Source organism: Streptomyces sp. NPDC033178 (genome assembly GCF_055577685.1).
In genome coordinates this window covers 102694-118349 of record NZ_JBVIPT010000020.1, presented here as the reverse complement: position 1 = coordinate 118349, position 15656 = coordinate 102694, and the positions used below count along the sequence as shown (strand labels likewise).

Here is a 15656-nt window from a genome sequence, read left to right as displayed (position 1 = left end):
CATGGGAAAGATCGCCGCCGCGGCCCTGGGACTGCTGGTACTGGTCGCCGTCCTCGGCGGCGCCGGGGCCGGCGGCATGCTGTCCGGCTTCGGCAGCAGCAGCACCCAGCCCAGCAGGGCCGCACTCACCGACATCCCGTCCGACTACCTCGCCCTGTACATGGACGCCGCCACCACGTGCCCCGGCCTGGACTGGTCCGTCCTGGCCGCCATCGGCAAGACCGAATCCGACCACGGCCGCTCAACGCTCCCCGGCGTGCACAGCGGCACTAACGAGGCCGGGGCCCGCGGGCCCATGCAGTTTCTGCTGCCCACCTTCCAGAGCGTCGTTGCCAAACACCCGCCGCCGCAGGGCGGAGTCACTCCGCCCTCGCCGTACAACCCGCACGACGCGATCTACACCGCCGCCGCGTACCTGTGCGACTCCGGCGCCCGAGACAGCAAGAACCTCCCCGGTGCGATCAAGACCTATAACCCCGACGACTCGTACGTCTCACAAGTCCTTACCCAGGCCCAGACGTACGCCAGCGGCGCAGCCTTCGGCGCCGACACGGCCCCCGCCGACGCTGCTCTTGAGGCGATCAACTACGCCCAAGGCCAGCTCGGACTCCCCTACGAATGGGGCGGCAACGGCCCGGGCACCGGCAACGCGGGATTCGACTGCTCCGGCCTCACCAAAGCCGCCTACGCAGCCGCCGGAATCACCCTGCCACGTACCGCCCAAGAGCAGTTCGACGCCGGCCCCCGTGTGCCCGCGGGACAGCAGCTCAAGCCGGGAGACCTGGTCTTCTACGGCAGCCCCAACGGCGGCATCCACCACGTCGGCCTCTACGCCGGAGGCGGACAGATGATCGATGCCCCCCGCCCGGGGAAAACGATCATGATCGAGCCGTACAGGTACCAGGGAGACGACTACGCGGGTGCCACCAGACCATCGGCCTGAACATATTGCAGGTTCCGAATCAAGCTGTCACTGTCCGAGCGATCCGTCGGCCACTTGTCGGTTTGCGCCCGTCGCTGGAGGCTCCTGCCTCCGGTTTTCAGACCCACCGCCTTGGCGTCCTGCCTCTTCGGCAGGTTACCCCTGGACGGATGGCGACACACCGACGTCCGCCCTCTTCCCTCATCCGCGCCGATGACGACAAGTGGCCGGACGGTCAGCCGGGCCAACTACCCAGATCTGGCCTCGGCGCGCAAGAAGCGACAGATCGGCCGGACAAAACCGCCGACAGATCATCTGGACAGCTAGCCATATCCGCTGGCCACAGCGCTGCCGACCGAGTAGTCAGGCCGGAACCAACACATATGTTTGAACCAACGAGCGTTCGATTCCTGGACCATATTCCTCGTTCTGCCATCAGATGTGGGAGGGACGCCTGTCAGGAGCAGGAACGACCCTAAACACGAGCAGGACGGGAAGGCGCCTGGTGGCGCTGCCTCTGAGCGGAGCCTCTGGCGCGTTAAAGGGTCGGGGGCGCGCCACCGGCCCCACGTCAGGGCTTGCGTTGTGCGGGCAATCCGGGGTCTGCCTCTGTGGGGTCGGTGAGCAGTTGACGCATGGCTGCTTCGGCTGCCGAGCCATTGCCGGCGGCGAGGGCGTCGACGATCTGAACGTGGTGCGTTAGCGAGGCCTTGTTGCCAGGGTTGCAGAGGCCGAACGAGTCGTCGGAGTCCTGGAGGGCGACTGCCACGATCCTGGAGAGGTGTTCCAGCACGGGGTTGCCAGCCATCTGTATAAGCAGGGCGTGGAACTCCGCATCGGCGCGCGAGAAGGCAATCGCGTCGCCCTGCCCGACGGCGTACCCCATGCTCGCGACAGCGTCCGCGAGTTGATGCTGTGCTTTGTCGTGTCCGTGTCCGGTGGCGAGGCGCGCGGCAAGCGGCTCGATCGTCCAGCGCAGCTCGCTCAACTCGCGGCGCTGGACGTTGCGCTGAGGACCGAAGGCCCGCCACTCGATGATGTCCGGGTCGAGAAGGTTCCATTGACTGACAGGGCGCACGCGCGTACCGACGTTCGGTCGGGCGCTGACTAGCCCCTTCGCCTCCAGGACACGGAGGGATTCACGGACGACGGTGCGGGAGACTTCGAATCGCTGCCCGATCTCCTCAGGGACCAGCGGGTGGTCCGTGCCCAGGTCGCCGGAGACGATCATCTGGCCCAGCCGCTGGACGAGTTGGCCGTGCAGCCCACGTGCTCGGCGGCCGTTGATGCCGGGGTTATTCACGCCTGCTCCTCCTCACTCATGGTCGGTCGCCAGGTGTAGCTCTCACCGATGTGGGCTCCGTCGCTATAGAGCAGATCGTCGAACTGCTTGCCACGTTCGGCATCGTCAGAGGCGGCGGCGGTGACAGACGCCTCGAATCTGCCGTTGCGCTCATATCCCGTAATGAACCAGCGAATGCTCTTCATGGTCGCTCCTTGAATCTCTCCGGAAAAATTCCCTTCATAGGAATACGGGCGTGGCACGCCCCGAATACCGATCTCGGGAAGGCGATCGTCTCGTCCCGCTCGCGGCACCGGTGGTCCGCACTGACACGTCGTCGCGGGGTGTCCTCGGGCCTGTGTGATGTCGTGATCAATCGAGGGGCCGGCTGGCGAGCTCAGGCAGCTGATCCGTCCACGGCGCGGCCGCAGTCTGCTCGGTGCGGGCCCACCCCCCGGTGAGCCCGGTGACAGCGGCCGGTCGTCCTATGGTGCTGCTGCCCGGGAGCAAGGATCATCATGGGCATCCGTCCTCGTGGGGGTGACGGCGCCGAGTGACTGTCGAGGTGCCCGGCACGACTGGGCCTGACGGAGGGCAATTCATGGTCAGTGACCACGAGAACATCGACTGGGCGAGCATGCTGCGGGCGGACTTCACGTTGAAGGTCGATTCTCTGCAGCAGTACGCCTACGCCGCCGGCGCCCGCGGAGACGTATCGCTGCAGCGTCATTACCTGCATCAGGTAGCCCAGTTGGAGGCGTTGCCCAAGCCATGGGAGGGCGGTGCCCGCCTCACCGAGGAGGAGTACTGCGCCGCAGTGCGTGTGCGGGCGTGGGTGCTGCATGAGCAGCAGATCGCCGACGATCGGCGATGGGCGACGAAGCGAGGGATGAGCGCGCAGGACTGGGCACTGCGGGAGGCCGAGGCCCGTGCCAAATGGCGATACCACCGCACGCCGGATGGCCAGATGCTGTGTGCGGCGCTGCGTGACGACGGCAGAATCGCCCTCAACAGCGAAATACTGGAACCTGAGGTGGCTGGCCGACTTCGGCAACAGATGCCGCAGTTCGCGCACCTCATCACCTTCTACCTCGACAACCAGGAGGCAGGTCGAGGGTTGCAAGGCGCACCCGTCGACCGCACGCCCCTGCCGGGTCCTTCGGGCCCGCCCCCGAACCGCCCGTGCCGGGCGGTGTACTGACGGCACAGTCCGGTGTTCGCGACGGCACGCCTCAGCGCCCGGCGGCCCCCGCCAAGCGCCGGCTGTTGTGGCGTAGGCGCCGCTCTTAGTGGGCGGTTCGTAAGGTGATGTCCGTTTCCGGCTGAGGTTGGAGCAAGGGCGCTGGTGGAGGTTCCGTCGGCTCGGCTATTGCTTCCTGGTGAAGTTGCCGGTGTCGGTCTCGGTGAGATCCCGAGTTTGACCAGGCGTTTTAGCTTGGCGCGGGTTCCTTCGACGTTCTTCGGCAGCAGTTCGTGGCCGAGGGCTTCGCAGACGTCCCTGGCCCGTAGCGGCCTGGTCGCGTGGTTGAACGCGGCGAGGATGCGGGGGCGGGCCTTCCCGAACGCGGACCGGTCTCCGCCAAACAACTCGGCCGGGCGCTCGCGGCGGTGCCCGCCGCGTGACGCCCGGCTGGCACCCCGTCAGAGGAGAGAGTCGGGTGGCCACATGGACGTCACGCAGAGCGCCGCACCGGTCGAGCACTGCCCCGCCGGCTGGAGTTGTTCCCCGTCCGTACAACCTCCGTGACCATCGACTGCGTAGACCCGGCGGCACCAGCCCCTGACCGACGCCGACTTCGACCAACTGCAGCAACTGGCCACCGGATAGGAGCTCATGCGGCCGGCGGGCGCGGCTTATCCGACGGCAACCACGAGGAAGAGGCGGTCTTCCGGGGGGCGGGGGCGCGCAGTTGGCCCAGGACTGCGGCGGGATGTCGGAGTCCCATCCGCACAGGCGCTTGCCGCAGGCTGTGCACGACTGGGTCGTTGAGAGGTGAAAAGTTGACTCGCCCGAGGCAGTGATTTGACCGGTCCTTGGCCAGTGCATTTATGCGTGATCCATACCCTTCGAGAGCCATTTCGGCTCCTGTCGGCTTCCGGCAGATGACACCTACCTTCGAGGAAACATGCGCATACGTGCTGTCATAGCGGGCCTCTCGGGCGCGCTGGCACTCTCCGCCCTCACCGTCCCGGCCGCCCAGGCCGACGAGGTCCAGGGCGACACGCAGATCACCGGCGTCGTCCTGAACGGCGGCAAGCCCGTGGTGCTCGGCACCACCGCGAGGAAGACATTCACCCTCAAGATCACCGCCTCCGACAACTCGGGCATCAGTGACGTCTACGGCTTCATGTACCACGGCACGCTCGACAACCCGGACGGTTTCGCCGGCTCTGACTCCCCGCTGACCTGTACAAAGACAGCAACCACAGCCACCTGCACCACCAGCATCACCATCGACCCGGCCGCCGACCTCATCAACGCGGCCGCCGGGACCTGGAAGGTACTGGCCGCGGTGGACGCCAACGACGGCGACTACATCGAGAAGGACATCGCCGGCACCGGCAAGGTCCTGCGCGCGACCCAACTCACCGTCAACGCCTCGCCGGAGCCAGTGAAGAAGGGCGCCACACTCACGGCGACGGGCAAGCTGAGCCGCGCCAACTGGGACACCGGCACCTATGGGGGATATGCCAACCAGCCGGTGAAGCTGCAATTCCGCAAGGCCGGCACGAGCACCTACACGACGGTCAAGACGGTCTACAGCAGCAGTACGGGCACACTGAAAGCCACGACGACCGCGTCCGTCGACGGCTACTGGCGCTTCAGCTTCGCCGGCACCAGCACCACATCCTCGGTGAACGCCACCAGCGACTACGTCGACGTCCAGTAACCGATCGTTCGGCGAAGTCTCCGGAGCTGGCAGGCCTCGGAGACTTCGCCGACCGGCTCCCGGCCCACACGCCGGACCTGCCCGAGCACCCGGACTACCCCCGCATCCTCGCCGCGTTCAACCACGCGACCAGGCCGCTACGGGCCAGGGACGTCTGCGAAGCCCTCGGCCACGAACTGCTGCCGAAGAACGTCGAAGGAACCCGCGCCAAGCTAAAACGCCTGGTCAAACTCGGGATCTCACCGAGACCGACACCGGCAACTTCACCAGGAAGCAATAGCCGAGCCGACGGAACCTCCACCAGCGCCCTTGCTCCAACCTCAGCCGGAAACGGACATCACCTTACGAACCGCCCACTTAGGGCCTGTGGGATGTCGTGATCAATCAGCTGCTCGCAGGAGATCTTCGAGCCAGATGATCGAGGCACGGAGTTCGAGGCCGGCGAGGTAGCTCTCGGGCGCCTTGTCGAAGCGTGTGGCGATGCCGCGCCAGTCCTTCAGCCGGTTGATCAGGCGCTCGACGGTGTTCCGTTCCTTGTAGAGGTCGGCGTCGTGGCTGACGGGCCGTCCGCCCCGGCTGGCTTTCTTCTTGCAGTTGGCGGCCTGGTCCTTCTTCTCAGGGATGACCGCCTTGATGTGGCGTTGGCGCAGGTAGGAGCGGTTGCCGCGGGACGAGTAGGCCTTGTCCGCAGCGACCGCGCCCGGCCGAGAGCGGGGCCGACCGGCCGGCAGACGAACGCGGATCTTCTTCAGCACGGGGATGAACTGCGGGCTGTCCGCGGCCTGCCCGGCTGTCAGGACGAACGACAGCGGCCGGCGCTTCCGGTCGGCGGCGAGGTGAATCTTGCTGCTCAGCCCGCCACGGGACCTGCCGAGCAGGGCTTCCCTCAGACGGAGTCTGTGTCGACGGCGGACGCGCCGACGTTCTTCCCACTCAGGCTCGTTTCCGCCGTCCTGCCCGTTCTGTTCCGCCTCGCCGCCCCCTTTTGCCGGGTCATCTCCTGCTCGGCGGCGGCTTCCTCGAGACCCTTCATGATGTCCTTGCCGATGAGTATCCCGGCGGCGTCGTGGTGAGCGCGGGCGGTCGTGGAGTCCACACTGACCAGGGACAGGTCCGTCCTGCCCTGGCGGGCGGCTTCGGCGATCAGGCCCTCCAGCAGGGCGGTGAAGACACCGGCGTTCCTCCAGACCCGGAAGCGTCCGTAGACGGTCGGCCAGGGCCCGAACTCGCCCGGCATCTCACGCCACTGCGCGCCTGTCCTGAACCGCCAGATCACCCCCTCGAACTGATCCCGCAGCCGCCCGGGGTACGGGCCGTACTCGCCTATAGGCAGGAACGGCTCGGTCAACTTCCACTGTTCGTCAGTGAGTTGCCTGCGTGTCACGGTCGTCTTCCTACCGGATCCGCCTTCCAGGCGGATCCGGATCGGCAAGATTGATCACGACATCACACAGGCCCTCGCACCGTTCTTCGTCGTCCGCCGGGGCGGGTCCGCCTTGAGCCGTGACCATGGCTGGCGGGCGGGCAGTCGGTGAGGGGACAGCAACAGCACCGTTGCCCATGGCACGCTCATGGTGGTGCGGATGCGAGGTGCGGCTCGTCGCACGGTCGACCGGTCCGGGCTCTGTGAGGTCGCGAGCGGAGGGTTGCCCTCGGGTGCTGCGTCCTGCGGCTGGACTATGGCCCCGCCGTGGCGGTGCTGGGGTCCGAGCGGTTATGTGCCGGTCGGCTCGGCGCCGTCCTGCGTCAGGGCGCGCAGCAGGGTCCAGCCCGGCGCTTGCTCACGGGGACGGACGGCGGCGGTGAAGACTTCAGGGTCGGCGAAAATCGGCTCGCCATTGGGCCGGCGAACATACGGCACGAATCCGTAGTCCACGCCGTCGTGGGCGTCGTAACTCATCCAGGCGATCACTTCACGTTCGCCCTCGCGCAACGGGTGGTTGGACACCGCCCGGGCCTGAACCGTGTCGTCGGTGTCGACCCAGACCTGCGGGACAGCGAAGACGAAGCGGGAGGTGTGGTTCTCCCGGGCCTTCTCGGCCGCGCGCTGCTCGAACGCCGCGGCGGTAGGCTCGTCGCGCAGGTAGTCGTAGTCGGACAGCACGAGAGTACGGTCGCCCTGCAAAGCCACCATCGCCGGGCTGTCCCGCTCGAGGATGGCCCACTCCAGTCGGCCGGCAACATCGAGCACCAGGCTCTCGGTGTCCGGGTTCACGTCAGTGGTCACTTCCCTGCGGCGGGTTATCCCGGAGCTTGAAGTCGTGGTAAACGCCCATGATCTCCACGGAGACGCGGTCGCCCAGGTGGGCCAGACGCAGCAGCGTGCGGCTGGTGTGGCTGTTCTCGCGACGTGCTACGCGGCTCGGCCTTTCAAGCACTTCCGTCCCGTCCAGCGCTTCTAGCTCTTCGGCCAGCTCTTTCACCGTGGCTCGGGCTTGAGTCAAATCGATCTTCACTGTCCCTACCTCCAGGCTCCCCCGGCAGTCTCCCGCATCCGGGACGCTTGCGGAGCCCGTGGCTGTAGATCAGTTGCCGCCCCGCTCGATGCTGGCCTCGACGTAGTCCGACAATTGGTGGACGAGGAGATTGGCTGCATGCACGGCCTCCCGCAGGATAGCGACAGCGGCCTCAATCCCCGCCCGGTGGAGATCCGGTTCTCCCAGCACCGCCATCGCCTCGCTCAGTGTCGCAACCTTCAGCGGACGGGGGTCCGCGATGTCCAGCAGCCAACGGTAGACACCCTCGTCCCCATCATCCACAAACTCAAAGGTGATCGTCATCTCCTCCGGCTTGCCGACCACGCCGGCGACCTGAGCAGCCTCGACCAGGAGGGACACTCCGTCCTCCTCGCCCGGTTGCCTAGGGTCCCAGGCCATCCCGATCGGTGGGGAGTCAGCGCTGCGCACCGAGACCTCGCCGCCAAAGCTCGCGTCAACTTCGTGGGCAACGACGAGTTCGGTCAGCCAGGCACGGGCCGCTTCCTCATGAAGGACGAATGGGTCCACAAGCGCTCTCCTTCCTGTGGCGAAGCAACGCGGTGATGGGTCTGGTTCGCTCGGTGCCCAGAGCCGGGCAAATGCGTAGAGGCGAGGGGGCATGGCCTCTGTATGGCCCGCTCCCGGGCAGGGAGGGCCGGGAGCGGGCGCGACCGGCGGCGGGGAATGCAGACGAAGCCGCCGCCGGAGTCTTGATCAACGGACGCATAGGCCGGGCCAGCTGGAGGCCGCACGCAACTGGGAGTGCGCTCTCCAAGACCGCCTGACCTCCACGGCCACGAACTCCAGGAAACCCGTCGGCCGCCGTCAGTGCAGTCCGGCGGTCTTGAGGACCCGCTCGGCCATGTCCAGGGCAACGTCCGAGTCGTCCCATCCGGGGTCCTGCGTGCTCACCAGCAAGGCCAGATCGACGAGTTGCCGGTCCAGGCCGGTGGGCGTCAGGCGTACGCACAGGCCGGAAACGTAGGCGAGGTAGAAGGTCCAGCCGTTCCTGGTGAAGCGGGCACCGTCGCGCTCGGCGTCGGCCACCCCAGTCAGCAAGAGGCGGGGAACAGCCGGTTCCGGGATCCGGAACCACGCGGTCCCGCCGAGGGAGAGGTCCACGTGGTAGGTACCCGACCCGGCGGCCAGGACGTGAGCGTCGACCGGCTCGCCGGGAAGGACGCCCATAGGAGTGCCGCTCCAGGTCACGGGGTACCGCCAGCCGTCGCGGTGCCACACAGTGACCCCGTTGGGCCGGTGCTCCCCTACCGCGGTCGCCCCAGCCAGCAGCGCGTTGACCTCCTCCGGCGCAACGTGACGGGGCTCGGCGTCGGCATCGAATGGGAAGATGTAGGTGAAGCAGTCACTACCGTCGCCGTCGTGCAACCAAGTGATCTTGTTGCCCTCGATGCGGTAGAGGCCCTTCCTCGGCCACTCGGTACGTCCGGTGTTTGGAAAGCCCTCGATGGCGTACTGGATGACCTTCGGTCCGATGGACGTGATGGTCCGTGGACCGGACAGGTGGGGGTGCGTGTGGTTGACGCACTGGAATGCCGTGCAGGTCTGGGCACGGCGCTTGAACTCGGCAAGGCTGAACGGCACGTCCTTTCCTCCGTTTCTGGACATGAAAAAGCGGCTCCCGACCGGTGAGCCGCTGAAGAAGATGTGCAGTGGCGTGTGGTGCTAGTAGGCGCAGCCGCCGGCTTCTCTCCTCGTCGGCCTCAGGCCGCGCGTCGAGCGCCCAGTCAGTGGTCTTGTGGTGAAGCTCTGCCGGGACCTGGGAGGTCTTCGCCTCGGGAGTCGAGGCGGACCAGGGTTCGATGGCGAATGCCTCGCGTGAGTCCAACAGCTTCCACCGGGGGTTCAGTGCCGCAGAACATGGTGGAATGGTGTGGTGACGCGACCGCGGGTCAGGGGCTACCCGTGCACCGGGTAGTTCCGTCGACCGCGGTCGGGGTCTCGGAGACAACCGAGGTGCAGAGCGCGATGCCGTAGTGCGCGCAGTAGCCGCACAGGTGGAGTTCCTCGGCGTCCTCACCTCCACAGTGCTCATGCCGGACCGCTTGCGCTGCTGCTCGTGCTCCGCCACGTCGGGTTCGATCTCCGTCCGTATGCCGTTCTTGCGCATCCGGAACATCTGCTCTGCGACGGTGTGCACCGCCGGTCAGTGCTGAAGATCGGTGGCGTTTTTCAGATCCTCGGCCGCATCGTCTCGGCGCCCGTCGATGGCCACGTTTACTCCCTCGTATTCACGCGTCTGCTGTCCGATGCCTGCCAGATTCTCCACCTGCTGGATCTTGGAATCAGGAGCGCCGACGTGGTGCAGCGTCGCAAGGTAGAACGCCAGGGCCTCCGGCCCCGGCGGGGAGCCGTGCGGCACCCGCGACAGGTGTGCGTGCCGGAGCCTGCTCATCTCGGCGCACGACTTCCTGGCATCGACCATGTGGATCCAGCAGCCCGGGTACTGCACCCACATCCGGCAGCCGCAGCGCAGGTTGTACCAACCGCTCACGTCGCCGATCCGGTCGACCAGTTCGGGTTCTTCCAGCGCCGGGACCGGCCAGCGGCGAGCCTGTCGCTCGTACACAATGATCACGTCCTGCGGAACTCCGTAATGCTCATAGATCGCCCGGCGTTCCGGCAGGGCATGCCACACGGACTTGTTGAGCGCAACATCGGCGTACGCGGCATGAAGGCGCTGCGACTCCGGGCACTCGACCGTGTTGGGGCTTTGGGTATGCAGCCGCCAGTCCCTCACTACGAAGACCTCGCAGCCGCAGGTCAGGAAGAACCAGCCGTCCTTGCCAACCTGGTCAACCGTCATGGCGACCTTCCTCTCCCTTCCGTATGAGGCGAGCTGGCCCCAGAAGAGGCGTAGGGTGCGACGCTGCCCATGCTTCGCGTCCTTTGGGGCTCGCTTCTGTTACTCGAACCGCAGGAGTTCCCGCAGCTCGTTCAGGCCGTTGCCTGCTGGCTACCGGGGGTCGGTGCACGGTTGGCCACGATCACGCGGGGCTTGTGGCCACCCCGGTGTCCATCTGTCGGCCGGCCTTCTGCGCTGCCTCCACGAGCTTCCGTCCCAGCGGCGTCGGGCGGGGCAGATTGACCTCCTCCAGCAGCCCGTTGCGGATGAGCTTCGCCGCCGCTGCGGCACGGGGATGGGACTTGTGGCCCTTGCCCCGTGCGGGGCTGCAAGCGGTACCGGTCATCGTGGGGAAAGTGCCGGTCCGGGTCAGGCCCGGGGACTCGCCCGACCGGCGGTGATCCAAGGGGCGCCCCTCGCGCGTTCAGTGCGTGTGTCCGCCCACCTGTCCCGAGTCGCCCAGGTCGGGTGGCTCGCTGTAGTCGACACCCGATTCCGGGGAGACGATGTCTCCTGATTCGGTGTCGGTGCAGTAGGCGTCGAGTACCTCGCCCGCGGTAAGCGGCTGGAGTCCGTCTCCGTGCAGTCGCCAGCCGTAGACGCGGTCGCTCGTGCCGGGGGCGCTGGTACGCATCACGAGGCCTCCGGCGCTGTGTGTCGCGATGCCGAGGGCGAGGACCGTGGTGAATTCCAGCGCTTCGGTCTCGTCGAGTCGTGTGTCGCTCTCGGCATTGTCGTCGGCGTGCAGGACGGCGACGAGGGTTTCGGGCTCGGCGGAGACGCTGCACACGAGGTGGTGCTCGCCGGTGCCCGCGGCGTCGAGGATGCGCAGGAGCAGGTCCGAGGCGCGGGCGAAGGCTGCGCGGCCTATGTCTTCTCCGCAGGTGGCGCAGGGGCCTATGCGGGAGAGAACGGTGGCCGCGTACTCCCAGGTGGCCTGGCGGACAGCGTTGTCGACGAGGTCAGGGACGATTTCGGTGAGGGGCTGTCCCTCGTAGGAGAGGGTGGGGCCAGTGGTGGCGAGTTCGGCGGTGAAGCGGGTGCGGCTGGCCGGGGCGTCGGGGTCGAGGCCGGTTTCGGCGCAGAACTCAGCGTATTCCTCGGGGTCGAAGAGGGCGATTGTGGTGTGGCTGCCTTCGTCTGCGCGTGTCCGGAGCAGGGCTTCCACCTGCCGTAGATAGGACTCGTGGTCGTCGAAAGGGAAGGTGCGGTAGCGCCGCATTGCAGTGAAGTCCTGCTCGTCGGTGAGCAGGCCGATGGTGCCCGCGATTTCGCGGTGCAGGACGTGTCGTATGGAGTGCTGCTTGGTGTCCGCCATGGTGGTCCCCTGTGTGTGCAGTCAATGAGTACGTGAATGATTTCGAGGTCTTGCGGACGGCTGACCGGGCTGCAAGCAATGTTGGGGGGTGAATCCGTGGGTGGTGCTCCGAAGTTGGTGCGCGTCACCCAAATACGTCGCCCGGATCCGGCCGATTACCGATCACGCAGAGATTCCCGCCGCGTCCCGTTTTGGCCAGTCCCCGAGCTCTCAACTGGCAGACCCGAAGGCCTGGCCACGAGCTCCTTGGTCGAGCGCGGTCTCGGGTATTCCGGCGCTGGTCTGCTTCGAGGAGGCTCCGGGGCCAGGTCTCACGCCGCCGAGGCGCTCCGCAAGGCTTCTTGGCGTTCACGGAATTCGGTCAGCGTCAGCGGGCGGGACCGGCCGCCGGATCGGTCACGCAGGATCGCCACGTCGCCGAGCTCGGCTCGCAGCTCTTGCTCTTGGCGTTCGGCTTCCGCGTACCGCTGGGGGAAGACCTTCAGTACGCGGGCCCAGTGCCGGTGACCGCCGCGGACGCACAGCGAGCCGCAGTTGTTGTGCCCGAAGCCGAGCTCATACAGCCGGGGTGGTTCGAGACCGGCCGCTCGGGCCTGGTCGAGCATCTCGTCTTTGGTCAGGTACGGCGGGTTGCACATCGGGAAGGTGACGGTCCAAGGTGCCCAGCCGCGTTCGATGGCGGGCGTGCGGCGCTGCTCGGACCAGTCGATGCCGACGTACAGTACGGTGTCGGCCGGAGCGGCGTGAGCCTCCAGCCAGCGCCGACACGGCCGTTGCTTGAGAAATTCCGAGCAGGGCGCGATGCGGCTGTTTCCGAGGAAGCGTTGCTGCCAGAAGACCTCGAACGGGGTGCGCCCGTCGGCAACGCGTGTGATCGGCACTCCGATCTGGTTTGCCGCCTCGCGCAGAAACCGGTACAAATCTGGATCTTCGATCAGCGTGTCCGCGAAGAGCAGGACCAGGTTGTCGGTGCCGTGTTCGGCGGCGACGCGCTGGGCTGCGGCCCAGCTGCCGATCCCGCCGGAGAACTGAACCACATGCCTGGTCACCGGCTCGCCTCTCCTGCGCGTGGCTGACGAGACCGGGGTGGCCGTGCGCCCGAAGCCGGGGGCGGCGGCGACAGAGTTGTGGGGCGCTGCCGCCGGAAATCGGCAGGAGGACGTGGTGATCCCGGGGGCAGCCGCGTGCGAGGCGTCTGCGGCTGCCACTGCGGAGGACAGGTCGTGCAGGGCTGAAGGCCGAGGGTGCACGCCTGTGATTGATACGCAGGACGGCCCGGCAGGGTTCTGTGTCCACCGAAGGGTCTCGTTAGGTGCTCTGGGTCTTTTTGGAGCCGCGGAGTCTGGCGATGCCGGCGAGTTCGCCTTTCCCGCCGCAGGATGCGCCGTCGATCGTTTCGACGTGCTCAAGGTCGCCCAGATCTGCGGGAGTGAATGTCTCGCCGCATCGGTTGCAGAGGGCTTCGAGCATGAGCGCGTTGTGCGGCTGCTCCTTGAGCTGGGTGCGAGTCGTCCTGTCGGCCATGGCTCATCCCTCCAGTTCGGTCCGCGTCTCTTCCTTGAGACGCTCTATGCGTCGGAGTGCGCCGCGTTCCGTCGTGTACCGCCCGACGCGACGTCCGCTCTGGAAGACCTCCCACAGATCCGGCGTCCAGGCGAGACCTCCGAGGTACTCGCGGAAGGTGATCCCGTATTCCAGGTGGGTGTCACGGCGGCACAGTCTCTTTTCCCGGTCCGTGAGTGGGTGCCCTGTCGCCAACTGACGGGTCCAGTGGTCTTTGGCCTCCTTGGCGGCCTCCTCGGTCCCGAAGGATCCGTATTCTTCGTTTCCGACAAGGAGTGTGTACGAGCCGTTCTGTTTCTTGCGGTAGAGGACCTCGGGATTCGGCCTCTCCATGGCAAGGCTCCGTCCGCGCTCCATGTTGCCGTCGCTCTCGTACACGGCCGCATAGAACTCCATGATCTCGAATTCGGGATCGCGCGCCTGCATGTCAAGGGCGAAGGCTTCGATCTCCCGGTCCAGTTCGAACATGCCGGGGTCGTCGCTGAGCTGTGCATGCTTGACGCGAGCCTGGAAGACGCGGACGTAGTACCGCGGGTTGTCGAGGTTCATCGTCACCTCACATGGCTTTTTGAATGCTGCGGCGCTCATGATTCACCGCACCTCGGGCAGCGTGCCGTTCCTCCACCCCGCATAGGTTGTCTGACCGAGTCGCAGCGCAGCGGATTCGTCTATCGCCAGAACGGTGAAGACGAGCATGCCGCCGTCCTGGGCTTCGTCGCTGTAGAGCAGACCGTCGAACTGCTTGCCGCGTTCGGCATGGTCAGAGGGGGCGGCGATGGCCGACGCCTCGAATCTGCCGTTTCGCTCGTAGCCCGTGACGAACCAGTGTGTGCTGTTCATGGCCCTTCCTTGATCGCTCCGATTTCCCTCTCATGGATATACGGCGCTGGCGGGTCCCGAATACCGATCTTGGGAAGGCTGTCTTCTCGTCCCGTATGCGGTACCGGCCCTCCGAGCAGACGCGTACCGCGAGTGCTGAGGGGCTTAAGGATCAGCCTTCTTCGGGATCGACGTAGCGGGGGCCGACCTCGTGTCCTTCCTCGTGTTCCCTCGGGAAGACCGTGGCGGTGTCCGTGGGCTCCGGGGTCACGTGTACGTGGGCTGTCGCCGTGAAGTGGGTCTGGGATTCTCGGTCGTAGCCTTGGATGACAGCTTCTCCTTGACGCTGGTCGGCGTGGGCGATCACCAGGCCGGCGTGGGAGACCTGGCCGTCGCCGCAGACGGTGAAGTGATCAGCGATCTCGCCGATCAGTGTGGTCTCGATCTGCTGCTCCTCAAGCATGGTTCCTCCCTTCTGGATCGAGACGGATCGGGTGTGCACCGGCCCGCTGAGGCTGGCGGGCGAGGAAAGCGGCAAGCCGCGGGCCGGTGGCCGAGGAACGGCTCCAGGAATCTGGTCCTGGTTCAGCGGGGCTGAGCCTGTCAGATTGGTGCCGGGCGACTCAGCGGGTCGCGGTGGCGTTTCCGTCCCGCTCGGTAAGCCACTTGTTGGCATCGCTGGCCGCGTCGCGCTGGCGGCCGGTCCAGAACTGATTCTTGAATTGGGCAGCTGTCTTCGGCGTGATGGAGGCGTTCTTGTAGCCGATCTGGGTGTACGCGAGTTCGGGGGTGATAACGAAGCCGTGCGCGAACAGGCCGTTGGCCGCATACATCTTGAGGCGGAAGTACAACTCGGTCCAGTTCTTCTCCGTGACCTCCTGGATCCCCGTGATCTCGAAGACCATGTCGTCCAGGTACCTCTCCTTCTCGGGGCCAGTCACCGTGCCTCCCCCTGCGGGTCAGGAAGTTGGGCAGGGCGGGCGTCGATCCAGGCCCCGCCGTCGGTGTCGGGGGGTGTGAGGGGAGCGCCCCGGAAGATCAGCGTGCGGCGGAAGCCGCTGGTGATCTCGGTGGTCTCCCGAAGGTAGTCGCGAGCCTGTATCTCGGCCTCCTGGTAGCCGTAGCCTTCGGCGGCGACGACATGAGGTTGATCCTGGTCCTCGTTTTCAGGCCGATCGAAGACGAAGGTGTAGGTCTGCATGGTGTGAACTCCCTTGCGTTCATCAGTGGTTATGGCATGGGGCCGCAGACAGCGGAGCGGCGAGGTGAGGCGTGATCGGTGAAGACGGCCCGCAGCCGTGCCGGGCCGTGAGGTAGTCGACGTCCGGCACGGCGTCGAGGAACGCGCCATGACGCATCGCGTCGTACCGTGATCGCGGGCCACGGCCAGGTCGTAGCCATGCGTCCGGCGGCCGATCCGGTCAGGCGCCGGTTGTGCGGGGGAACAGGCACCCAGCCCCGGAGACGCAGGGGCGCAAGGCAGGCCCGGCCCGTGGGCGGGGATCGATCCGGCATCCAGCG

At 66.5% G+C, this 15656-nt stretch carries 19 protein-coding genes and 3 pseudogenes; 4 read left to right on the top strand and 18 right to left on the bottom strand.

The window, feature by feature from the left end:
* The first annotated feature begins 1 nt into the window (after position 1).
* Positions 2-943 (top strand): C40 family peptidase, encoded by a 942-nt coding sequence (locus tag ACZ5VQ_RS39035; protein WP_469109147.1) that lies wholly within the window; start codon positions 2-4, stop codon positions 941-943.
* A 550-nt stretch (positions 944-1493) separates the two neighbouring features.
* Here the strand turns inward: ACZ5VQ_RS39035 and ACZ5VQ_RS39030 are convergent.
* Together ACZ5VQ_RS39030 and ACZ5VQ_RS39025 are read right to left on the bottom strand one after the other, a co-directional pair.
* The gene (locus ACZ5VQ_RS39030; RefSeq protein WP_469109146.1) at positions 1494-2225 is read right to left on the bottom strand and encodes a FadR/GntR family transcriptional regulator; all 732 of its coding nucleotides are present in this window, start codon (positions 2223-2225) and stop codon (positions 1494-1496) included.
* The gene (locus tag ACZ5VQ_RS39025) at positions 2222-2410 is read right to left on the bottom strand and encodes a hypothetical protein (RefSeq protein ID WP_469109145.1); all 189 of its coding nucleotides are present in this window, start codon (positions 2408-2410) and stop codon (positions 2222-2224) included. The genes ACZ5VQ_RS39030 and ACZ5VQ_RS39025 overlap by 4 nt, the downstream gene beginning before the upstream one ends.
* Positions 2411-2805: 395 nt before the next feature.
* On the opposite strand from ACZ5VQ_RS39025, the gene ACZ5VQ_RS39020 reads away from it, so the two are divergent.
* Complete coding sequence (locus ACZ5VQ_RS39020) at positions 2806-3405, top strand: hypothetical protein (protein WP_469109144.1); 600 nt, start codon at positions 2806-2808, stop codon at positions 3403-3405.
* Between the two features lie 165 nt (positions 3406-3570).
* Here the strand turns inward: ACZ5VQ_RS39020 and ACZ5VQ_RS39015 are convergent.
* Positions 3571-3752 (bottom strand): annotated as a pseudogene (locus tag ACZ5VQ_RS39015) (hypothetical protein); the annotation flags it as partial.
* A 578-nt stretch (positions 3753-4330) separates the two neighbouring features.
* Here ACZ5VQ_RS39015 and ACZ5VQ_RS39010 point away from each other — a divergent pair.
* Together ACZ5VQ_RS39010 and ACZ5VQ_RS39005 are read left to right on the top strand one after the other, a co-directional pair.
* Complete coding sequence (locus ACZ5VQ_RS39010; protein ID WP_469109143.1) at positions 4331-5095, top strand: calcium-binding protein; 765 nt, start codon at positions 4331-4333, stop codon at positions 5093-5095.
* Positions 5020-5375, top strand: a pseudogene (locus tag ACZ5VQ_RS39005) (hypothetical protein). The gene ACZ5VQ_RS39010 and the pseudogene ACZ5VQ_RS39005 overlap by 76 nt, the downstream one beginning before the upstream one ends.
* A gap of 100 nt (positions 5376-5475) precedes the next feature.
* On the opposite strand, the pseudogene ACZ5VQ_RS39000 reads toward ACZ5VQ_RS39005, so the two are convergent.
* From ACZ5VQ_RS39000 to ACZ5VQ_RS38930, 15 genes and pseudogenes are all read right to left on the bottom strand, one after another.
* A pseudogene (locus ACZ5VQ_RS39000) lies at positions 5476-6479 on the bottom strand (IS5 family transposase).
* 330 nt (positions 6480-6809) lie between these two features.
* Positions 6810-7322 carry a hypothetical protein gene (locus ACZ5VQ_RS38995; protein WP_469109142.1) on the bottom strand — a complete coding sequence of 171 codons (513 nt, stop codon included), beginning with the start codon at positions 7320-7322 and terminating at the stop codon, positions 6810-6812.
* Positions 7312-7551, bottom strand: coding sequence for a hypothetical protein (locus ACZ5VQ_RS38990; RefSeq protein ID WP_469109141.1), 240 nt, complete (start codon positions 7549-7551; stop codon positions 7312-7314). The genes ACZ5VQ_RS38995 and ACZ5VQ_RS38990 overlap by 11 nt, the downstream gene beginning before the upstream one ends.
* A gap of 69 nt (positions 7552-7620) precedes the next feature.
* Positions 7621-8100, bottom strand: coding sequence for a hypothetical protein (locus ACZ5VQ_RS38985; protein WP_469109140.1), 480 nt, complete (start codon positions 8098-8100; stop codon positions 7621-7623).
* 297 nt (positions 8101-8397) lie between these two features.
* Positions 8398-9198 carry a hypothetical protein gene (locus tag ACZ5VQ_RS38980; protein WP_469109139.1) on the bottom strand — a complete coding sequence of 267 codons (801 nt, stop codon included), beginning with the start codon at positions 9196-9198 and terminating at the stop codon, positions 8398-8400.
* A 538-nt stretch (positions 9199-9736) separates the two neighbouring features.
* Positions 9737-10396: a hypothetical protein gene (locus tag ACZ5VQ_RS38975; protein WP_469109138.1), complete on the bottom strand. Its 660-nt coding sequence runs from the start codon at positions 10394-10396 to the stop codon at positions 9737-9739.
* Between the two features lie 181 nt (positions 10397-10577).
* On the bottom strand, positions 10578-10781 hold the full coding sequence (locus tag ACZ5VQ_RS38970; RefSeq protein WP_469109137.1) for a hypothetical protein: 204 nt from the start codon (positions 10779-10781) through the stop codon (positions 10578-10580).
* 78 nt (positions 10782-10859) lie between these two features.
* Positions 10860-11753, bottom strand: coding sequence for a hypothetical protein (locus tag ACZ5VQ_RS38965; RefSeq protein ID WP_469109136.1), 894 nt, complete (start codon positions 11751-11753; stop codon positions 10860-10862).
* 311 nt (positions 11754-12064) lie between these two features.
* A complete protein-coding gene (locus ACZ5VQ_RS38960; protein WP_469109135.1) occupies positions 12065-12802 on the bottom strand; it encodes an adenine nucleotide alpha hydrolase family protein in 738 nt (245 codons plus the stop codon).
* Positions 12803-13061: 259 nt separating this feature from the next.
* Positions 13062-13277 carry a hypothetical protein gene (locus tag ACZ5VQ_RS38955; RefSeq protein ID WP_469109134.1) on the bottom strand — a complete coding sequence of 72 codons (216 nt, stop codon included), beginning with the start codon at positions 13275-13277 and terminating at the stop codon, positions 13062-13064.
* A gap of 3 nt (positions 13278-13280) precedes the next feature.
* Positions 13281-13904 (bottom strand): hypothetical protein, encoded by a 624-nt coding sequence (locus ACZ5VQ_RS38950; protein WP_469109133.1) that lies wholly within the window; start codon positions 13902-13904, stop codon positions 13281-13283.
* A 3-nt stretch (positions 13905-13907) separates the two neighbouring features.
* A complete protein-coding gene (locus ACZ5VQ_RS38945; RefSeq protein ID WP_469109132.1) occupies positions 13908-14156 on the bottom strand; it encodes a hypothetical protein in 249 nt (82 codons plus the stop codon).
* A 151-nt stretch (positions 14157-14307) separates the two neighbouring features.
* A complete protein-coding gene (locus ACZ5VQ_RS38940) occupies positions 14308-14598 on the bottom strand; it encodes a hypothetical protein (protein ID WP_469109131.1) in 291 nt (96 codons plus the stop codon).
* 160 nt (positions 14599-14758) lie between these two features.
* Positions 14759-15076, bottom strand: a complete 318-nt coding sequence (locus ACZ5VQ_RS38935) for a hypothetical protein (protein WP_469109130.1) — start codon at positions 15074-15076, stop codon at positions 14759-14761.
* Positions 15073-15336, bottom strand: a complete 264-nt coding sequence (locus ACZ5VQ_RS38930) for a hypothetical protein (protein ID WP_469109129.1) — start codon at positions 15334-15336, stop codon at positions 15073-15075. Before ACZ5VQ_RS38930 ends, ACZ5VQ_RS38935 begins: the two co-directional genes overlap by 4 nt.
* Positions 15337-15656 lie beyond the last annotated feature (320 nt).

What these genes read in the sequence shown, in the direction of transcription:
- ACZ5VQ_RS39025 (WP_469109145.1), bottom strand. Translation starts at nt 2,410, where the DNA reads ATGAAGAGCATTCGCTGGTTCATTACGGGATATGAGCGCAACGGCAGA.
- ACZ5VQ_RS38975 (WP_469109138.1), bottom strand. Translation starts at nt 10,396, where the DNA reads ATGACGGTTGACCAGGTTGGCAAGGACGGCTGGTTCTTCCTGACCTGC.
- ACZ5VQ_RS38965 (WP_469109136.1), bottom strand. Translation starts at nt 11,753, where the DNA reads ATGGCGGACACCAAGCAGCACTCCATACGACACGTCCTGCACCGCGAA.
- ACZ5VQ_RS39020 (WP_469109144.1), top strand. Translation starts at nt 2,806, where the DNA reads ATGGTCAGTGACCACGAGAACATCGACTGGGCGAGCATGCTGCGGGCG.
- ACZ5VQ_RS39035 (WP_469109147.1), top strand. Translation starts at nt 2, where the DNA reads ATGGGAAAGATCGCCGCCGCGGCCCTGGGACTGCTGGTACTGGTCGCC.
- ACZ5VQ_RS38980 (WP_469109139.1), bottom strand. Translation starts at nt 9,198, where the DNA reads ATGTCCAGAAACGGAGGAAAGGACGTGCCGTTCAGCCTTGCCGAGTTC.
- ACZ5VQ_RS38970 (WP_469109137.1), bottom strand. Translation starts at nt 10,781, where the DNA reads ATGACCGGTACCGCTTGCAGCCCCGCACGGGGCAAGGGCCACAAGTCC.
- ACZ5VQ_RS39010 (WP_469109143.1), top strand. Translation starts at nt 4,331, where the DNA reads ATGCGCATACGTGCTGTCATAGCGGGCCTCTCGGGCGCGCTGGCACTC.
- ACZ5VQ_RS38940 (WP_469109131.1), bottom strand. Translation starts at nt 14,598, where the DNA reads ATGCTTGAGGAGCAGCAGATCGAGACCACACTGATCGGCGAGATCGCT.
- ACZ5VQ_RS38930 (WP_469109129.1), bottom strand. Translation starts at nt 15,336, where the DNA reads ATGCAGACCTACACCTTCGTCTTCGATCGGCCTGAAAACGAGGACCAG.
- ACZ5VQ_RS38950 (WP_469109133.1), bottom strand. Translation starts at nt 13,904, where the DNA reads ATGAGCGCCGCAGCATTCAAAAAGCCATGTGAGGTGACGATGAACCTC.
- ACZ5VQ_RS38945 (WP_469109132.1), bottom strand. Translation starts at nt 14,156, where the DNA reads ATGAACAGCACACACTGGTTCGTCACGGGCTACGAGCGAAACGGCAGA.
- ACZ5VQ_RS38955 (WP_469109134.1), bottom strand. Translation starts at nt 13,277, where the DNA reads ATGGCCGACAGGACGACTCGCACCCAGCTCAAGGAGCAGCCGCACAAC.